The 17,104-nt window shown below is 72.9% G+C and carries 13 protein-coding genes; 7 read left to right on the top strand and 6 right to left on the bottom strand.

Features of this window, described 5'->3' with window-relative positions:
• Positions 1 to 26: 26 nt before the first annotated feature.
• The 3 genes from ACFVS6_RS26990 to ACFVS6_RS26980 are packed head-to-tail and all read right to left on the bottom strand — an operon-like array spanning position 27 to position 4,212.
• A complete protein-coding gene (locus ACFVS6_RS26990; RefSeq protein WP_389707707.1) occupies positions 27 to 1,268 on the bottom strand; it encodes a hypothetical protein in 1,242 nt (413 codons plus the stop codon).
• Positions 1,265 to 3,010: a lipopolysaccharide biosynthesis protein gene (locus tag ACFVS6_RS26985; RefSeq protein WP_389707705.1), complete on the bottom strand. Its 1,746-nt coding sequence runs from the start codon at positions 3,008 to 3,010 to the stop codon at positions 1,265 to 1,267. Before ACFVS6_RS26985 ends, ACFVS6_RS26990 begins: the two co-directional genes overlap by 4 nt.
• Complete coding sequence (locus ACFVS6_RS26980) at positions 3,007 to 4,212, bottom strand: glycosyltransferase (protein ID WP_389707720.1); 1,206 nt, start codon at positions 4,210 to 4,212, stop codon at positions 3,007 to 3,009. The genes ACFVS6_RS26985 and ACFVS6_RS26980 overlap by 4 nt, the downstream gene beginning before the upstream one ends.
• Positions 4,213 to 4,384: 172 nt before the next feature.
• Between ACFVS6_RS26980 and ACFVS6_RS26975 the strand changes: the two genes are divergently transcribed.
• Complete coding sequence (locus ACFVS6_RS26975; protein ID WP_389707703.1) at positions 4,385 to 4,873, top strand: adenylyltransferase/cytidyltransferase family protein; 489 nt, start codon at positions 4,385 to 4,387, stop codon at positions 4,871 to 4,873.
• On the opposite strand, the gene ACFVS6_RS26970 is transcribed toward ACFVS6_RS26975, so the two are convergent.
• Positions 4,854 to 5,576, bottom strand: a complete 723-nt coding sequence (locus tag ACFVS6_RS26970) for a CDP-alcohol phosphatidyltransferase family protein (RefSeq protein WP_389707701.1) — start codon at positions 5,574 to 5,576, stop codon at positions 4,854 to 4,856. The genes ACFVS6_RS26975 and ACFVS6_RS26970 overlap by 20 nt on opposite strands.
• A gap of 64 nt (positions 5,577 to 5,640) precedes the next feature.
• Positions 5,641 to 6,840: an MFS transporter gene (locus ACFVS6_RS26965; RefSeq protein ID WP_389707699.1), complete on the bottom strand. Its 1,200-nt coding sequence runs from the start codon at positions 6,838 to 6,840 to the stop codon at positions 5,641 to 5,643.
• 97 nt (positions 6,841 to 6,937) lie between these two features.
• Between ACFVS6_RS26965 and ACFVS6_RS26960 the strand changes: the two genes are divergently transcribed.
• Positions 6,938 to 7,519: a MarR family transcriptional regulator gene (locus ACFVS6_RS26960; RefSeq protein WP_389707697.1), complete on the top strand. Its 582-nt coding sequence runs from the start codon at positions 6,938 to 6,940 to the stop codon at positions 7,517 to 7,519.
• Positions 7,520 to 7,638: 119 nt separating this feature from the next.
• On the opposite strand, the gene glgX is transcribed toward ACFVS6_RS26960, so the two are convergent.
• Complete coding sequence (glgX, locus tag ACFVS6_RS26955; RefSeq protein ID WP_389707695.1) at positions 7,639 to 9,897, bottom strand: glycogen debranching protein GlgX; 2,259 nt, start codon at positions 9,895 to 9,897, stop codon at positions 7,639 to 7,641.
• A 182-nt stretch (positions 9,898 to 10,079) separates the two neighbouring features.
• On the opposite strand from glgX, the gene ACFVS6_RS26950 reads away from it, so the two are divergent.
• The 5 genes from ACFVS6_RS26950 (at position 10,080) to ACFVS6_RS26930 (ending at position 17,064) form a co-directional block, all read left to right on the top strand.
• Entirely contained in the window at positions 10,080 to 11,315 is a 1,236-nt protein-coding gene (locus ACFVS6_RS26950) for an Ig-like domain-containing protein (RefSeq protein ID WP_389707717.1), read from the top strand.
• Between the two features lie 179 nt (positions 11,316 to 11,494).
• Positions 11,495 to 13,999 carry a SpaA isopeptide-forming pilin-related protein gene (locus ACFVS6_RS26945; protein ID WP_389707693.1) on the top strand — a complete coding sequence of 835 codons (2,505 nt, stop codon included), beginning with the start codon at positions 11,495 to 11,497 and terminating at the stop codon, positions 13,997 to 13,999.
• 137 nt (positions 14,000 to 14,136) lie between these two features.
• Complete coding sequence (locus ACFVS6_RS26940) at positions 14,137 to 14,847, top strand: L,D-transpeptidase family protein (RefSeq protein WP_389707691.1); 711 nt, start codon at positions 14,137 to 14,139, stop codon at positions 14,845 to 14,847.
• Between the two features lie 120 nt (positions 14,848 to 14,967).
• Positions 14,968 to 16,209: an Ig-like domain-containing protein gene (locus ACFVS6_RS26935; protein WP_281208078.1), complete on the top strand. Its 1,242-nt coding sequence runs from the start codon at positions 14,968 to 14,970 to the stop codon at positions 16,207 to 16,209.
• Between the two features lie 87 nt (positions 16,210 to 16,296).
• Positions 16,297 to 17,064, top strand: a complete 768-nt coding sequence (locus ACFVS6_RS26930; protein WP_319192626.1) for an enoyl-CoA hydratase-related protein — start codon at positions 16,297 to 16,299, stop codon at positions 17,062 to 17,064.
• Positions 17,065 to 17,104 lie beyond the last annotated feature (40 nt).

Below are 17,104 nucleotides of genomic sequence, written 5' to 3'. Positions count from 1 at the left end.
CCCGCGGCCGTCTCCGCACGTCGCGCTCAGGCGGTGGTGCGCCCGGCGGTGTCCGGGGCGGCCGGCGTCGGGTCCGTGGCCGGCACATCCAGGCGGGCGACGCGCAGCCAGCCGGCCGCCGCCTTCGCGGCGGAGCCCAGGGCCAGGCCCCAGGCGGCCCCCGCCACGCCCCACAGGGCGTACCCGCCGAGCAGCAGGGCCACCGACAGCAGGGAGAAGACCACTTGCAGGGACAGGGTGGCCTTCGGGTTGAGGACGCGCAGGGTCAGCAGCGCGCAGGTGCCGAGACCCATGACGCCGTACTGCGCTCCCGTCGCCGGGAGCAGGGCGGACGCGGCGGCCCAGGTGTCGCCGAGCAGGTGGCGGCCCAACCGGTCGGGCAGCGCGTACAGGACCGCCGCCCATCCCGCGCCGAGCACCGCGAGTGCGGCGCCCATCAGGGCCGTCAGCCGGACGACGCCGCGCTTGCCGCGGGCGCGGCCGACCACGGGGGGGCCGAAGGCGTTCGCCGAGTTGAACAGCACGTTCAGCGGCCCGAAGAGGGTGGTGGCACCGCGCAGGGCGCCGACGGCCAGAGGGGTGGCGAAGACGCCGAGCCCGAGGACCGCGAGCTGGCTGGAGCCGTTGCCCACGGCGAACTCCACCACGAACCGTTGCCCCAGGTGCCCGCGGCGCAGGTAGGGACGCAGGTCACCGCGCACCCCGCGCACGAAGGGCCGCAGCAGCCACAGGCCGAGCGCCAGCGCCGGGAGCGCGGAGAGCCCCCACACGAGCACCAGCCGTGCCGGGGACGCGCCCGACGGCTGCACTGCCAGCGCGGCGACGACGCAGACCAGCCGCAGCGTGTCGGCGGCCAGGGCCCGTTCGGGCACCCGCAGGGCGGAGAAGCAGTAGCGCAGCCCGTCCTGGACGAGGACCAGGGGCAGTACGGCGCCCAGCGCGAGGAAGGCCGCGCCGGCGGCGCCGGGCAGGGCCGGGCCCACCGCGGCGAGGACCAGTCCGGCCGCCGCCGAGGCGGCGGCCGTGAACAGGACCGAGGAACGGCAGACCGCGCCGAGGCGCTCGCCCTTCTCCAGGACGACGGTCTGCCCGACGTAGGCCATGTTCAGCCCGAGGAGCACGCTGAAGGCCACGTACACCATCGAGAAGTCCGCGAAGCCGGACGCCGAGGACAGCCGGGCGGCCAGCACCAGCACCAGGATGTTCGTGGCGCTGGAGGCGGCCTGGTCCAGGACCGAGGAGACCGCGGCGAGGCCCCGCCGGCTCACCGCCGGCCCGTGCGCACCGTGCGCAGGGCGACGGTGTCGGTGCCGTCGCCCGGGATGTGCTGCTCGGGTTCGGCGGGCTCACGGGTGAGGGGCTGCGGCGCGGACTTCGCCGGCGCGGGGGGCGCGGTCGCCGGGGCGGGCGCGCCCTTCCCCTTGGCCTTGCCTCGGCCGCGCTTCTCGGTCGGCAGCGGGGTGTGCAGTACGGCGCCCAGCACCGTTCCGCCGGCGCCGCTGATGAGCTCACGGATCCGGGACAGGTCGGTGCGGTGCACGGCGCGCGGGTCGCAGACCACCAGCACTCCGTCGACGCGGTCGACGAGCGCGAGGGCGTCGGCGTACGAGAGCACGGGCGGGGCGAGCACCACGACGGTCGAGTTGGGGGAGTCGGCCTCGGAGATCAGCCGGGTGGCGCGCGGGGAGGTCAGCGCGCGCGGCACGTTGCGGACCTGCTCGCCCGGGATCAGGTCGAAGGCGCCCGATTCCCCGGCGTCCACGACGAGCTGCCGTCCGTCGGGCCAGTCGGACTCGCCGTGCCCGCCGGCGGAGGGACCGCCCGGCATCTGGCTCCATCGGGGCCGGCCGCCGGCGTCGGTGGGCAGCTGGCTGGCCAGCACCGGGGTGCGCAGGTCGGCCTCGATGAGCAGGACGTCCTTGCCGGTCTCCGCGAAGGAGGCGGCCAGGTTCACGGCCACCGCGGCGGCGGTCTCGCTGCTGCCGCGCGGGGCGACGACGAGGAGTCGACGCCGGTCGGCGAAGCGCGAGTCGTAGGCGAGCCGGAACGCCACCGATCGGTACTCCTCGGCGAGCCTCGGGTCGGCCTCACCGGCCGCGAGGAGCGGCCCGCCGCCCGTCTTGTCCCGGGGCAGGGAACCCAGTACGGGCGCCCGCAGGGCCCGCGAGACGTCACCCTCGGAACGCGGCGCCGGGTCGAAGACGAGCCGGACCCAGGCGGCGAGCAGGCCGAGGGCCAGGCCCACGGCCGCGCCCAGCGCGAGCGACATGAAGATGCCGGGGCCGTCGGGGCCGGTCGGCGCCGTCGCCGCGCTGGTGACCCGGCCCGGGGTCATGTCCAGGGCCTCCAGCTTGGTGATCTTGCCGTTGTAGCCGCCGACCTCGCTCTGCAGGTCGGTCTTGGAGGAGGTCGCGGCGTCGCGCGCGGCGCCCGCGGGCATCCGGGCGATCTCCTTGGAGAGCTCGTCGAGCTGCTTGGCGACCGGGTCGCGCTGTTCCTTGTAGCCCTTGACCATCTTGTCGCGGGTGGCGTCGAGGGCTTCCTGCCGCTTGAGCAGGTAGGCCTGCGTCATCGCGTTGGCGCGGCGGGCGGCCTCCTTGGGGGAGGACGCGGTGTAGGTGAAGCGGAGCACCATGGTCTGCGGCGGGTTGGTCACCTGGAGGCCGCTGCGCAGGGACGCGAAGTCCTGGTCGGGAATCTTGAGGCTCTTCTTGGCCGCCTCGGCGATGGAGCTGGAGAGCGCGACCTGGCGCTCGGAGCCGATGTTGATCGCCTTGTCGGGCGCGAGGCTCGGGTTGAACGGGTCGTCGGTCGGGGCGCGCAGCACCACGTCGGCGGTCGCCACGTAGGTGTCGGCGGTGGATATGCCGAGGTAGACGCCGCCCAGCAGGCCGATGCCCACGCCGGCGCCGATGAGTCGGCGGTAGCGCAGGAGCTGCTTGAACTGGTCCCTGAGGAGATCGGGTTCGTCCTCGGCCGGGGCCGCTGCTGGGCGGTTCGTCTCGATCACGGCTGGGTGCCCCCAAGTGCTTCGTCTATCAGTGCGTCGATGCGGGCGAGGCCCGCTTCCCGGCTCAGGTGGGCCGCCACGTGGACGGGCCCGGCAGCGCCCAGCGCGTCCGCGCCCTCGGGGTCCTCCGCCAGAGCCCGTACGGCCTTCAACAGCGCGTCGGGATCCTCCGGCGGTACGAGCACCCCTGCGCCCGAACGTGCCACTTCCTGGGCGGTTCCGCCCCCCGCCGCGACGGAGGCGACGACGGGCCGGCCGGCCTGGAAGTAGGAGGTGAGTTTGGACGGAACGCTCATGTCCAGCACGGCCGCGTGCTGCGTGACCGCGAGCACGTCCGCCGCGGCGAGAATATCGGGGAACTCGCCGTCAGCGGCAGGGGGGATGATGTCGAGATTCGGAACGTCCGCCGCGAGGGTGGCCAGGGCCGCTCGCTGACTGCCGTCGCCCATCAGGACGAAGCGGACGGACGGGTCCCGTCGGGCGGCGCCGACGAGGACCTCCAGCCCCTGCTTCAGGCCCATGTTCCCGGAGTGCAGGACCACCGTCTGGCCGGGCGCCCAGCCCAGGTGACGGCGGGTCTCTCCGCGCGGCTTGGTGGGCTGCGGTACGTGCGACCAGTTGGGTACGAGGCGGATCCGCTTCGGGTCCACGCCCATGCCGACGACCCGGTCCACGAAGGTCTCGTGGATCACGCCGACCAGGGTGGCCCGCTTCAGGGCGTACGCCTCGGCGCGCCCCGCGATCGCCGCGGCCTTGTCGCCGCCGCTGATCCCGCTCTGCGCCGCAGCGGCCCCCATCAGGTCCTGGACGACGGGGACGTACGGAACCTTCCAGCGGGCCGCCAGCCGCGCGGCGAGGACGCCGCCGGCCAGACTGGGCATCTGCGCGAGGACCGCGTCCGGCTTCGGCATCCGGGGCGGGGCCACGGCGCCGTGCAGCAGAATCGATCCTTCAAAAAGGGCGCGCTTCACGGCGGTCTGCCGCTGGGGCACGGTGTGCGCACGCCGGTGCACGGTGACACCCGCGCGCCCCTCCGTGCGCCGGAGCGCCCCCTTGTACTCCGGCTCGACCGACCACGCCGGGTAGTGCGGCATGCCCGCCAGGACGTGGGTCTCGTGGCCGATACTCGCCCAGTGCTCCGCGATCTGGGTGGCGTACGGGCCTATGCCCGCGTGCTCGGGGGCGTAGTTGGTGGAAACCAGCAGCAGGCGCCGGTGACCGGAATTGGACACTGAACGTCCCCTTCTCCCCTGGATGATGCGCACGTCACCCTATTCGTTCACCGACAGGGTGCGGAACGTGCACGCTATTGTCTGCTAATCCGCCACACCCGGGGGTGTGGCCGCTGGGGGGTAATTGATGATGGAGCACGATATGTCCGAGCCTGGGCCGTCCGCGCGCAGACCGTACCGGGTCGGGTACGCGCCCGGCGCCTACGACCTGTTCCATATCGGACATCTGAACATCCTTCGGCACGCCCGGAGTCAGTGCGACTACCTGGTGGCCGGAGTGGTCTCCGACGAGATGGCCGAACTCGCCAAGGGCCGTCGACCGATGATTCCCCTGGTCGAACGGCTGGAGATCGTCCGCAGCGTCAAGTACGTCGACGCGGCCTTCGTCGAGACGGTCCCGGACAAGGTGGAGACCTGGAAGCAGGTCCGCTTCGACGTGATCTTCAAGGGTGACGACTGGCGGGGCACGCCCAAGGGCGACCGGCTGGAGAAGGACTTCGCCGCCCACGGGGTCGACGTCGTCTACTTCCCCTACACCGTCCACACGTCCAGCACCCAGCTGCGCCGGGCCCTGGACGCCCTGGCCCAGCCCCTCGCGGGGCCGGAGGCGCTCACCGCCGAACGGCGCTGAGCTCCCGGAACCACTTGGTCAGGAACGCCAGCAGGAACAGGACGGCGACCACGCCGAGTGCCGCGTACGCCCAGCGGAACAGCGTGCCGCCGCCGAGCAGCAGGAACACCAGGCAGAACACCCCGTAGTCCACGGGCAGCAACGCCACCGCGCGCAGGGTCGACGGCGCGGCGGCGGGGCTGCCCGGGGCCGGCTTGGGCTTGAGCTTCTCGGTCAGCAGCCCGCCGAAGAAGGTGACGATCGCGGCGAACTGGAATCCGAGCGGCACCAGCAGCCAGCCCTCCGATTCCGTCCCGTAGGCCTCGGGGAAGCGGTGGAAGGCGATCAGCACGCAGGTGTGCAGCGCCGTCAGCTTCGCGCAGTCCACGACGTGGTCGAGCCACTCGCCGGCCGCGCTGCCGCCGCCGCGCAGCCGGGCCAGCTGCCCGTCGGCGGAGTCGAAGGCGAAGCCGACCGCGAGGGCCGCCCACACGGCGATACCCAGCCCCCAGGAGGGTGCGACCAGCGCCACGGCCGCCACGGCGGCGAAGCTGAAGGCGGCGCTGATCAGCGTCACCTGGTTGGGAGTGAGGCCCAGCGCGTACGATCCGGCGGCCAGGTACCGCCCGGCGGGCCGGTTCACGAAACGGGAGTAGAGGGACACCCCCTTCGCCGACTTCTGCGCCCCGCGCAGCTCCAGCAGCGCGGTCCCGACTCTCGCCATGCGTACCCCTGAACCCTTCGATGGCACACGTGCGCGAAGCACGCGTGTTCGTATGAAGGCCACATCATCGCAGGGCGAGCGAAGGCTTCCGCTCCGGATCCGCCCTTACGTCCGGAAGCAGTAGTACGGACAGGTTCGCGGCGGCCACGAGCACCGCCGCGACCAGCAGCGGATCCGTGGTTCCGGTGGCGGCGGCGAGCGGCGCCGCCACCGCCAGACCGAGCGGCCGGGCCGCGAAGGAGATCAGGGAGTCGAAGGAGCCGACCCGCCCCAGGGCCTCGGTCGGCACCCGTCGCTGGATCTCCGTCTCCCACAGCGGACTCAGCAGCCCGACGCCGCCCATGCCGGCGAAGTACGCGACCGCGCACACCGCCACGGGCAGCCGGAACGCGAAGGCGGCCAGGGCCGGGGCGATGGCCGCCGAGGCCACCGCGACCCACACCAGCGGCCGGCGCACGGGCAGTCGACCGGCCGCCCAGGCGCCCGCGAGCAGGCCGGCCGTACCGGCCTGGGCGACGATCACCCAGGAGGCCTCGCCGCCCAGGGACTCCACGGCGATCAGCGGGCCGAGGGTCAGCAGTACCCCGGCGGTCAGGTGCCAGACGCCGTGCGCCATGACGTTGGCCAGAAACCACGGGTGCCGACGGGTCTCCGCCCAGCCGGCGCGCAGCTCGGTCGCGAACCCGGGCCGTACCCCGGCGCGTTCCCCGGCCGGGATCCGCAGCCCGCCCAGGGTGAGGGCGGAGGCCGCGAACAGGACGCCGGTCACCAGCGAGGACCAGCCCGCCCCGGCGGTCAGCATCAGCGCGCCCGCGGCGGCCGGCCCCGCGATGGCGGCGAGACCCTGGGCCACCATCAGCCGGGAGTTGGCGCGCAGCCGGCCGGGGCCGGCGACGACGGCCGCGACGAGGGTCCGCGCGGAGGGGGTGCCGAAGGCGACGGCGGCGCCGGTCACCGCCGCCAGTGCCGCCAGCTCGGGTATCCGTACGGGGCCGGACAGCAGGAGCGCCCCCGTGGCCAGCTGGGCGGCGGCCCGCACCAGGTCGGCGGCGAGCACGACCCGCCGGGCGGGGAACCGGTCGGCCGCCACCCCCGCGACGGGCAGCAGGAGCAGCATCGGCAGCATCTCGGCGGCGAGGACCAGTCCCAGGTCGCCGGCCGAACCGGTGCGCATCACCGCGAGGGTGAGCGTGGTGGGGATCAGCGCCGTGGCGAAGGCGGCGCACGTGCGGCCCGCGAGGAGCCGCAGGAGGGTCGGGGTCATGTCGCGAAGATTATTTCGCCGGCGAAGAATTCACCAGCGAAATGTTTTCGCCCGGGGGTGGGGACGAGGCCGCCGCGGCCCGGGTCATAATGCCGACATGGGCACAGAGACGGGCGCGACCCCGGCACCGCACGGGACCACTGACCCCGCCCTCCGCCCGGGCTCCGACCGGTCGGAGCCGGCGGCCCCCGCGGACGACTCCGTCGACCGCCACATCGCGCGCTGGAGCGGCAAGGTCCCCTTCGACGTGCCCACCGAGGCCGTCATCACGCGGATCCAACTGCTCGCCAAGCACGTCGCGCACGGCAAGGAACGGGCCCTCGCCGAGACCGGGCTCCAGTCCTTCGAGTTCGAGACGATGCACCGCCTCGCCTCCCGCGGCGCCCCCTGGCGGGCCCCCTCCTCCGAACTCGCCGCCGAACTGCTCCTTTCGCCGGCCGGCATGACCGGACGCCTCGACACCCTGGAGAAGTCGGGCCTGGTCCGGCGCCTGCGCGCGGCCGCGGACCGCCGCCGGGTCGACGTCGAGCTCACCGGTGAGGGGCACCGGCGCTGGACCGACGCCATGCGCTGGCGCGGCATCGCCGAGGCGCGGATGATCGAACCCCTCGACGACGCCGACCGCGCCGCGCTCGCCGCCCTCCTCAAGCGGATGCTGATCCAGGTCGAGACCCGCTGACCGCGGCCGCTGCGTTCCCGGCTCCGTCGCACCCCGCCACTGATCGGGCGTCAGGACCGGAGCCGGGGCCGGGGTAGCAGCCGGGGTCGTGCCCCCACCCCGCCCCGGCCCGGCCCCCGTCACGTCAGCACGCGCAGCAGCATCACCGACCGGGCCGGCACGGTGAGGGTCTCCCCGCCGCGGTGCCGGGTCGAGGGCGGCGCGGCCTGCGACTCCCGCGAGGTGTCCAGCACCAGCTCGTACACCTCCGCCCACGGCGCCCCCGGCAGCAGCCACTCCACCGGCCGGTCACCGGCGTGCAGCAGGGCCAGGAAACTGTCGTCCGTCACCTGGCGGCCCCGCTCGTCGCGGCCCGGGATGTCCCGCCCCGACAGGTACAGCCCCACCGCGGCGGCCGGCGCGTACCAGTCCCGCTCCGTCATCTCCGCGCCCCGCGGGGTGAACCAGGCCAGGTCGCGCAGCCCGTCGGCGCCCTGCGCCCGGCCGGAGAAGAAGGCCCTGCGCCGCAGCACCGGATGGGCCTGGCGCAGCGAGATCAGCCGCCGGGTCAGGGCGAACAGCTCGTTCCAGGAGGGGTCCTCCAGCAGCGACCAGTCCACCCAGCCCGTCTCGTTGTCCTGGCAGTAGGCGTTGTTGTTGCCGCCCTGGGTCCGACCGAACTCATCGCCCGCGACCAGCATCGGCACCCCGGTCGACAGCAGCAGCGTGGTGAGCAGGTTGCGCAGCTGGCGCCGGCGCAGCGACCCGATCCGCTCGTCGTCGCTCTCGCCCTCCGCCCCGCAGTTCCACGACCGGTTGTCGTTGGTGCCGTCGCGCCCCTCCTCCCCGTTCGCCTCGTTGTGCTTGCGCTCGTAGGTCACCAGGTCCCGCAGGGTGAAGCCGTCGTGCGCCGTCACGAAGTTCACCGAGGCGTACGGCCGCCGCCCGCCCCACGCGTACAGGTCGCTGGAGCCCGACAGCCGGTACCCGAGGTCGCGGACGTCGGGCAGCGCGCCCCGCCAGAAGTCCCGGACGGCATCGCGGTAGCGGTCGTTCCACTCCGTCCACAGCGGGGGGAACGCCCCCACCTGGTAGCCGCCCGAGCCCACGTCCCACGGCTCCGCGATCAGCTTCACCCGGCGCAGCACCGGGTCCTGTGCGATCACCGCGAGGAACGGCGACAGCATGTCCACGTCGTGCATGGACCGGGCCAGCGCCGCCGCCAGGTCGAAGCGGAAGCCGTCCACCCCCATTTCGGTGACCCAATAGCGCAGCGAGTCCGTGATCAGGCGCAGCACGTGCGGACGCCCGGCGTGCAGGGTGTTCCCGCAGCCCGTGTAGTCGGAGTACCGGCGCTGGTCGGACTGGAGCCGGTAGTAGCCCCGGTTGTCGATCCCGCGCAGCGACAGGGTCGGGCCCAGCTCGCCGGCCTCCGCCGTGTGGTTGTAGACCACGTCGAGGATGACCTCGATCCCCGCCGCGTGCAGGGCGCGCACCATCCGCTTGAACTCGCCGACCTGCTGACCGGTCGTCCCGCTGGACGAGTAGCCGGCGTGCGGGGCGAAGTAGCCGACCGAGTTGTAGCCCCAGTAGTTGCGCAGCCCCCGGCGCAGCAGGTGGTCCTCGTGGGCGAACTGGTGCACGGGCAGCAGCTCGACCGCCGTCACGCCGAGCTTCGAGAGGTGTTCGATCGCCGCCGGATGGGCGAGGCCGGCGTAGGTGCCGCGCAGTTCCTCGGGAACACCCGGATGGCGCATCGTGAAGCCGCGCACGTGCAGCTCGTAGATCACCGAGTCGGCCCAGGGGGTCTTCGGCCGGACGTCGTCCGCCCAGTCGTCGTCATCGTGGACGACCACCCCCTTCGGGACGAACGGAGCCGAGTCCCGGTCGTCGCGCACGGTGTCCGCGATGTACTGCTGCGGCCAGTCCCGGACGTGCCCGTACACCTCCGGCGGGAGCGTGAAGTCCCCGTCGACGGCCCGCGCGTAGGGGTCCAGGAGCAGCTTGGCCGGATTGTGGCGGGCTCCCGTCCACGGGTCCCAGCGGCCGTGCACCCGGAACCCGTACCGCTGTCCGGGCCGCACGCCGGGCAGGAACCCGTGCCAGATCTCGTGCGTGAGCTCGGTCAGGGAGCAGCGGGTCTCGGTGCCGGCCTCGTCGAACAGACAGACCTCCACCGCCTCCGCGCCCTGCGCCCACAGGGCGAAGTTGGTACCGGCGACCCCGCCGGGGCCGGCGTGGTGGCGGGCCCCGAGGGGGTGCGAGGACCCGGGCCACACGGGCGGCCCCGGGCGCGCTGACGCCCGCAACACCCTCGTGTGCACCAGCTCCCGCGTGTTCACCGCGTTCGCGGTGCCCTCGGCGGCATCCACCGCCTCTTGTTCGGCTGCGCTAGACAATGCCCGCCTCCACGGCTCCTGGGTACCGATGGGGGCAGGGGATCACGGCCCCGGCGTCCCGGCCTGGGCCCGCCCCCGTCTGGTGCCTTCACACTGTTCTGCCCTGACTGTTCTGCCCGGAACGTGCCCCGCCCTCACGTTTCCCCCGGAGGGGGCCGGTCGTTGGACCCTTCGTGACTCTTTTGACGAGGCGGGCAGGGGCGGGGTGGGCCGCGCTGGCGGCATGTGCGGTCCTGCTGGGTGGGCTGACGGGATGCACCGAGGACGGCAAGTCCCCGGTGGAGGTGCAGTTGCCCGGCAGACCCAAGCCGCCGGCCGAGGCCATCCGGATCACCCCCGACGACAACGCGAAGGGGGTCCCGGCCGAGGGCCCGCTCAGGGTGACCGTCCCCGAGGGGCGCCTGGAGCGGGTCGTGGTCACCAAGGTCGAGGACGCCCAGGAGGAGAAGGTCCCCGGCAGCATCGCCGCCGACGGCCTCAGCTGGAGCCCCGACCCGAAGGCCGGACGCCTCTCGCTCGCCGCCAAGTACACCGTGGACGCGGTCGCCCTCGACGGCCACAACCGCCGCCAGGCCCGCCACACCACCTTCACCACCTACGTCCCCGAGGAACGTTTCATCGGCTACTTCAAGCCCGAGAACCGTTCCACCGTCGGCACCGGCATGATCGTCTCGTTCAAGTTCAGCCGGGCCATCAAGGAACGCACGGACGTGGAACGGGCCATCACCGTCACCTCGAACCCGCCCGTCGAGGTCGCCGGCCACTGGTTCGGCAACGAACGCCTCGACTTCCGGCCCAAGGAGTACTGGAAGCCCGGCACCGAGGTGACCGTCAGGATGGACCTGCGCGACGTCGAGGGCGCCCCCGGCTCCTACGGCATCCAGGAGAAGACGGTCCGCTTCACGGTCGGCCGCTCCCAGACCACCGTGGTGGACGCCGAGGCGCACACCATGCAGGTCCGCCGGGACGGGCAGCTGCTCTCCACGATCCCGATCACCGCGGGGGCCCCCGAGAACACCACCTACAACGGGAAGATGGTGGTGATGGAGATGTTCGACGTCACCCGCATGAACGGCGCCACCGTCGGCTTCACCAGTGAGGACGGCAAGGGCGAGTACGACATCCCGGACGTCCCGCACGCCATGCGGCTCACCAACTCCGGCACCTTCCTCCACGGGAACTACTGGGCCAGCCCGGACACCTTCGGCTCAACCAACGTCAGCCACGGCTGCGTGGGCCTGCGCGACGACAAGGGCGGGGGCTCCGACACCCCGGCCGGCTGGTTCTTCGACCGCACGCTGGTCGGGGACGTGGTGGAGGTCGTGAACTCCCAGGACAAGACGGTGTCCCCGAGCAACGGCCTGGGCGGCTGGAACATGTCCTGGGCCGACTGGGTCGCCGGATCCTCCCTCACCTGACGGCCCCGGCCACCGGCCCCCGACCCGCGGTCACCGGCCGCGGGCCGGCCACCCGTCCGGACGCAGCAACCGAGTGATTGTCGGACCGGAATGCCGTAGTCGCCGGTGTCGTCCGTCCGCCGCGCCGAAGCCCGCCCGCAGCCTGACAGGGCCCACAGCGCGGAGACGGACGGAGCGTCATGTCAGCAAGGAACTGGACCCTCGGGTTGGCGATCGGGGCCGCACTGGCCACCGTCGCTCCCACGGCACTCGCCGCGGGTCCCGGCGCACTCCCGCCGGCGGCCGGCGCGCTGCGCGCCCCCCTGCCCGGCGGGCTCGGCCCCTGCGTACCGGGGAGCTGCCCGAGCCCGTTCCCGCAGATCGGCAGCGACGGCACCATCAAGGGCCGCGACAACGCCGTCAACATCTTCGCCGGCGGCGAGTTCCGCGTCCGCGGGTCCGCCTCGGAGGCCGAGGGCCGGCTCGTCGTCCTCGGCGGTTTCGACCAGGACAAGCAGGCCGGCGGGGACAGCCGCTACAACGTCGGCATCGTCGGGGCCGGCTCGCTCGTCCCGCCGCCCGACGGCGCCGACTTCCTCACCACCGGCGCCGACGTCGCCGTCGCAGCGGGGGAGACCCTGATCGCCGACCGGGGCGTCGTCCGGTACGCGGGCGCCCTCACCGGAGCCGGCGCCGTCACCGGCACCACGACCCGCGACCCGGCCGCCGTCGCCCCGTACGCGGGCCTGCGCGAGCGCCTCGCCGCTGCCTCCCAGTGCTACGCCAAGGTCGACGGCAGTCCGCGCCCGCCGACGGGCACCGCCGTCAACAGCGGCTTCGAGACGCTGTTCACCGGTGACAACCGGTCCCCGCTCCAGGTCTTCAACGTGCAGGCCGACCTGGTCAGCGGCACGGGCGGCGCCCAGGGCATCCGTTTCACGCAGATCCCGGCCGGGGCGACCATCCTGGTCAACGTCCTCGGCACCGGCACGACCACCATCAACACCTACAGCGGGACCCTCGTCGATTCGGGTTCCCCGGACCTGAACACCTACCGCGAGCGGCTGCTGTGGAACTTCCCGGACGCCACGACGGTGAACCTGACCGGCAGCGGCCAGTTCCAGGGCAGCTTCCTGATCGGCAACCGGGCCTCCGAGACCACCGTCACCCTGCCCGGCATCAACGGCCGCTTCTTCACCACGGGCTCCGTCACCCACGGCAGCGCCACGGTCGGGGGCGGCGGCCAGGAGTTCCACGCCTACCCCTTCACCGGCGACCTCCCCGACTGCGGGACGACGCCCCCGGTGACCGGTGAGGTCGCCGTCACCAAGGTGGACGAGGCGGGCAACGGACTCGCGGGCGCCCGCTTCGAGCTGTGGCACGAGACCAACGACCGGACCGGTCTCCAGCCGGACGGCGACACCCCGGACACGAAGGTGTCCGACTGCACCACCCCCGCGGACGGTCAGTGCTCCAGGGCGAACCTGATGCCGGGGACGTACTACTGGCGGGAGACGGCCGCTCCGGCCGGCTACGACCTCCCCGCGAACCCCGTCTTCCCGCTGACCCTGACGCCGGAGGACGCCGCCAACGGGCGCACGGCCCGCGCGCGGGCCGTCAACACCCGCACCACGGTCCCGGTGACCGGCTCCGTCTCCGTCCTCAAGCGGGACGAGGAGGGCGAGCCGCTGGCCGGCGCCGTGTTCGAGCTGTGGCGCGAGACCAACAACGTCCCGGGTCTGCAGATCGCCGGTCCGGGAGCCGACACCCGGATCACCGAATGCGTCACGCCGGCGGGCGGCGTCTGCGCTCGCGAGGGCGCCGAACTCGGCACCTACTACTGGCGCGAGACCGCGGCCCCGGCCGGGTACGTCCTGCCCGTCGACAACGTCTTCCCGCTGACGCTGACCCGGGAGAACGCCTCGGGCGGCGTCCAGTACCAGGTCGACAACGAGCGCAGCACCACGCCGGACAACGCGAAGGTCGTCCTCTGGAAGTCCGACAAGGACACCGGAGCCGCCCTGCCGGGCGCCCGCTTCGAGCTGTGGCGCGAGACCAACGACCGGCCCGGGCTGCAGACCGGCGGCCAGGACCCGGACGAGCGGCTCGACACGGTCTGCGTCACCGACGCGGAGGGCACCTGCACGGTCGAGCTGCCCATCGGCGAGACGTACTACTGGCGGGAGACCGCCGTACCGCCCGGCTACGAGACCTCCCGCGACCCGGTGACGGCCTTCGACCTGGACGAGGACGACGTCGCGGAGGGCATCGTCCTCAACGTGACCAACAGCAAGAAGGAGCGGCACAGCGGCTCGATCCGGGTCCTGAAGAAGGACGCGAAGACGAAGCGGCCGCTGCGCGGAGCGGTGTTCGAGGTGTGGAAGGAGACCAACAACACCAGGGGCCTGCAGACCCGCGGCATCAACCCCGACCGGAAGACCGGGCCGGGCTGCGCCACCGACCGCAACGGGGTCTGTGACTTCGACCGGCTTTCCGAGGGCTGGTACTACCTGGTGGAGACGGACGTCCCCGAGGGCTACGTGCTGCCCCGCGACCGGGTCACCGGCCCGCTGAAGCTGGACGCCACGACCCCGGGCTCACGGCTCGTGGTCACGGTCCGCAACGAGCGCGACGACCACGGCAAGGGCAAGCCGGGCAAGGGCGGCAAGCCCGGCAAGGACGGCGGCCGGGGCGGACCCGAGTAGGACGACCCCTACGACCCCGCCCGGTGCGCCGCCGGAGTGATCCCCTCACTCCGGCGGCGCACCCGCGCGGGCGCACCGCCGCCGGCGCGGGTTGGGTGGAGCGTGGTGGCCCGGCCGGCGGGCCGGAGGAGGCCCGGATGGCTACACGTCAGGCGGCGGTCACGGCAGCCGGAACCGCGCTCCTGTGGGCGGCGCTCGCGCTCGCCGCCCCCGCCCCCGCCGCCGCGGCCGAACCGGACCCGACGCCCGAGCGGGCCTGCACGGCCGGCACCGGCCCCTACCAGCGGGAGCTGGAGGCCCAGCTGCGCCTGCCGGTCGACGGGACGCAGTCGCAGGCCGACTGCCTCGCCGTCCGCGCCTTCCAGCGCGAGCACGGGATCACCCCCGCCGACGGTTACGCGGGCCTGGTCACCCACCGCACCGCCGTCGCCGTCGCCGCCCGCGCGAACCCGAACGCCGCCGGGGAGTGCCCCGTCCGGAGCCACCGGGTGACGTGCGTCGACCTGGCGCGCCAGCTGCTGTGGGTGCAGAGCGGCCGCCGGATCGTGTTCCCGCCCGTGCCCGTCCGCACCGGCCGCGACGACGAGGAGACCCGCCCCGGCCTCCACGAGGTCTACTGGCGCAGCAAGGACCACAGGTCGACCCTTTACGACAACGCCCCCATGCCGTACGCCCAGTTCTTCGACAAGGGCCAGGCCCTGCACGGCCGTCCCGGCCCGCTCTTCGAACACGGCGGCTCGGCGGGCTGCGTGAACCTCTCGGTGCCGGACGCGAAGCGGCTGTGGGACCTGCTGCGGGAGGGCGACGTCGTCTACGTGTGGGGCGTCAAACCCGGCACCGAGGACTGACGTCAGGGGGCCCGCGCCACCCGGGCACTTGGGACGGAACGGTGACAAGACCGTGCCTTTTCGTGTTGTTCCCCTGTGATTACCTGTCGACATGCGCGCGACTGCCCGCGCGCGGGGGACATGGGGAGTACACGAGTGAACCTGCAGCCGATACGCGGCCGCGTCCGCACCGGCCTGCCGGCCCTCCTGCTGGGAGCGGCCCTGCTGTTGACCAGCGCGTGCAGCGGCGGGGGCAACAGCGGGGGCGGCGACGGGAAGGGCGGCGGATCCGGGGGCGGCGGCAAGACCGGCACCGAGGCGTCCAAGGCCGTGGTCAACGTCAAGCCGGACGACGGGGCCAAGGAGGTCGCCACGAGCGGCGTCCTGAAGATAACGAGCACGGGCGGCAAGCTCACCACGGTGACCGTCGCCGACACCAAGGGCAACGCGGTCGAGGGCAAGCTCGCCGCGGACGGCGCGAGCTGGGAGCCCAACCGCCACCTGGCCTCGGCCACCGAGTACAAGGTGCACGCGGTCGCGAAGGACGAGGCGGGACGCGAGTCCGCCAAGGACACCACCTTCTCCACCCTGACCCCCGTCAACACGTTCGTCGGCCACTACACGCCCGAGGACGGTTCGACCGTCGGCGTGGGCATGCCGGTGTCGATCAACTTCACCCGTGGGATCACCAACCCCGAGGCCGTCGAGAAGGCCATCACGGTCACCGCCGAGCCGTCCGTCCCCGTCGAGGGCCACTGGTTCGGCAACGACCGGCTCGACTTCCGCCCGGAGAAGTACTGGGCCGCCGGCACGAAGGTCACCGTGAAGCTCGCCCTCGACGGGGTCGAGGGCCGCCCGGGGGTCTACGGCAAGCAGACCCGCACGGTCACCTTCACCGTCGGCCGCTCCCAGGTGACCACGGTCGACGCGAGCTCCAAGCAGATGGAGGTCGTCCGCGACGGCCAGGTGCTCAAGAACATCCCGATCACCGCGGGCGCCCCGGCGACGACCACCTACAACGGGCAGATGGTCATCAGCGAGAAGTACAAGGTGACCCGGATGAACGGCGCCACCGTCGGCTTCGGCGGCGAGTACGACATCTCCGACGTCCCGCACGCGATGCGGCTGTCGCAGTCGGGCACCTTCGTCCACGGCAACTACTGGGCCTCCTCGGGCACCTTCGGCTCGGAGAACGTCAGCCACGGCTGCGTCGGCCTGCGCGACGTCCGCGGCGCCGGTGACGACAGCACCCCGGCCGCCTGGTTCTTCAACGAGTCGCTGATCGGCGACGTGGTCGTCGTGAAGAACTCCAAGGACAAGCAGATCGCCCCGGACAACGGCCTGAACGGCTGGAACATGGACTGGGCGGAGTGGATCAAGTAGGACGATCCCGCGAGTGATCGAAGTGGCCCGGTGCTGTGACCCACGGCACCGGGCCACTTGTGGTTAACCGCCGCTAACCTGACCCGTATGACCATCTCTCTCGAAGTCTCCGAAGGCGTCGGCACCATCCTGCTGGACCGACCGCCCATGAACGCCCTGGACATCGCCACCCAGGACCGGCTCCGCGAGCTCGCGGTGGAGGCCACCGACCGCGCCGACGTGCGCGCGGTCGTCCTCTACGGCGGGGAGAAGGTGTTCGCGGCCGGCGCGGACATCAAGGAGATGCAGGTCATGGACCACGCGGCCATGGTCGCCCGGTCCCGCGGTCTCCAGGAGGCCTTCACCGCGGTCGCCCGGATCCCCAAGCCCGTCGTCGCGGCCGTCACCGGTTACGCGCTCGGCGGCGGCTGCGAACTCGCGCTGTGCGCCGACTACCGGATCGCCGCCGACAACGCCAAGCTCGGCCAGCCGGAGATCCTGCTCGGCCTGATCCCGGGCGCGGGCGGCACCCAGCGGCTGTCCCGGCTGATCGGCCCGTCCAAGGCCAAGGACCTGATCTTCACCGGCCGGATGGTGAAGGCCGAAGAGGCCCTCGCCCTCGGCCTGGTGGACCGGATCGTGCCCGCCGCCGAGGTGTACGAGCAGGCACACGCGTGGGCGGCCAAGCTGGCGCAGGGCCCGGCGCTCGCGCTGCGCGCCGCGAAGGAGTGCGTGGACGCGGGCCTGGAGGCCGACATCGACACCGGCCTGACCATCGAACGCAACTGGTTCGCGGGCCTGTTCGCCACCGAGGACCGCGAGCGCGGCATGCGCAGCTTCGTCGAGGAGGGTCCGGGCAAGGCCAAGTTCGTGTGAGCGGAAGGCTCCTGCGGCGGGCCTCCTCCATGGGGGTGGA

Origin of the sequence: Streptomyces sp. NPDC057939 (assembly GCF_042887545.1) — a bacterium.
GTDB lineage: Bacteria > Actinomycetota > Actinomycetes > Streptomycetales > Streptomycetaceae > Streptomyces.
This window is presented reverse-complemented; position numbering and strand designations above follow the sequence as displayed.

What these genes read in the sequence shown, in the direction of transcription:
- ACFVS6_RS26965 (WP_389707699.1), bottom strand. Translation starts at nt 6,840, where the DNA reads ATGACCCCGACCCTCCTGCGGCTCCTCGCGGGCCGCACGTGCGCCGCC.
- ACFVS6_RS26935 (WP_281208078.1), top strand. Translation starts at nt 14,968, where the DNA reads ATGGGGAGTACACGAGTGAACCTGCAGCCGATACGCGGCCGCGTCCGC.
- ACFVS6_RS26960 (WP_389707697.1), top strand. Translation starts at nt 6,938, where the DNA reads ATGGGCACAGAGACGGGCGCGACCCCGGCACCGCACGGGACCACTGAC.
- ACFVS6_RS26975 (WP_389707703.1), top strand. Translation starts at nt 4,385, where the DNA reads ATGTCCGAGCCTGGGCCGTCCGCGCGCAGACCGTACCGGGTCGGGTAC.
- ACFVS6_RS26945 (WP_389707693.1), top strand. Translation starts at nt 11,495, where the DNA reads ATGTCAGCAAGGAACTGGACCCTCGGGTTGGCGATCGGGGCCGCACTG.
- ACFVS6_RS26940 (WP_389707691.1), top strand. Translation starts at nt 14,137, where the DNA reads ATGGCTACACGTCAGGCGGCGGTCACGGCAGCCGGAACCGCGCTCCTG.
- ACFVS6_RS26930 (WP_319192626.1), top strand. Translation starts at nt 16,297, where the DNA reads ATGACCATCTCTCTCGAAGTCTCCGAAGGCGTCGGCACCATCCTGCTG.
- ACFVS6_RS26970 (WP_389707701.1), bottom strand. Translation starts at nt 5,576, where the DNA reads ATGGCGAGAGTCGGGACCGCGCTGCTGGAGCTGCGCGGGGCGCAGAAG.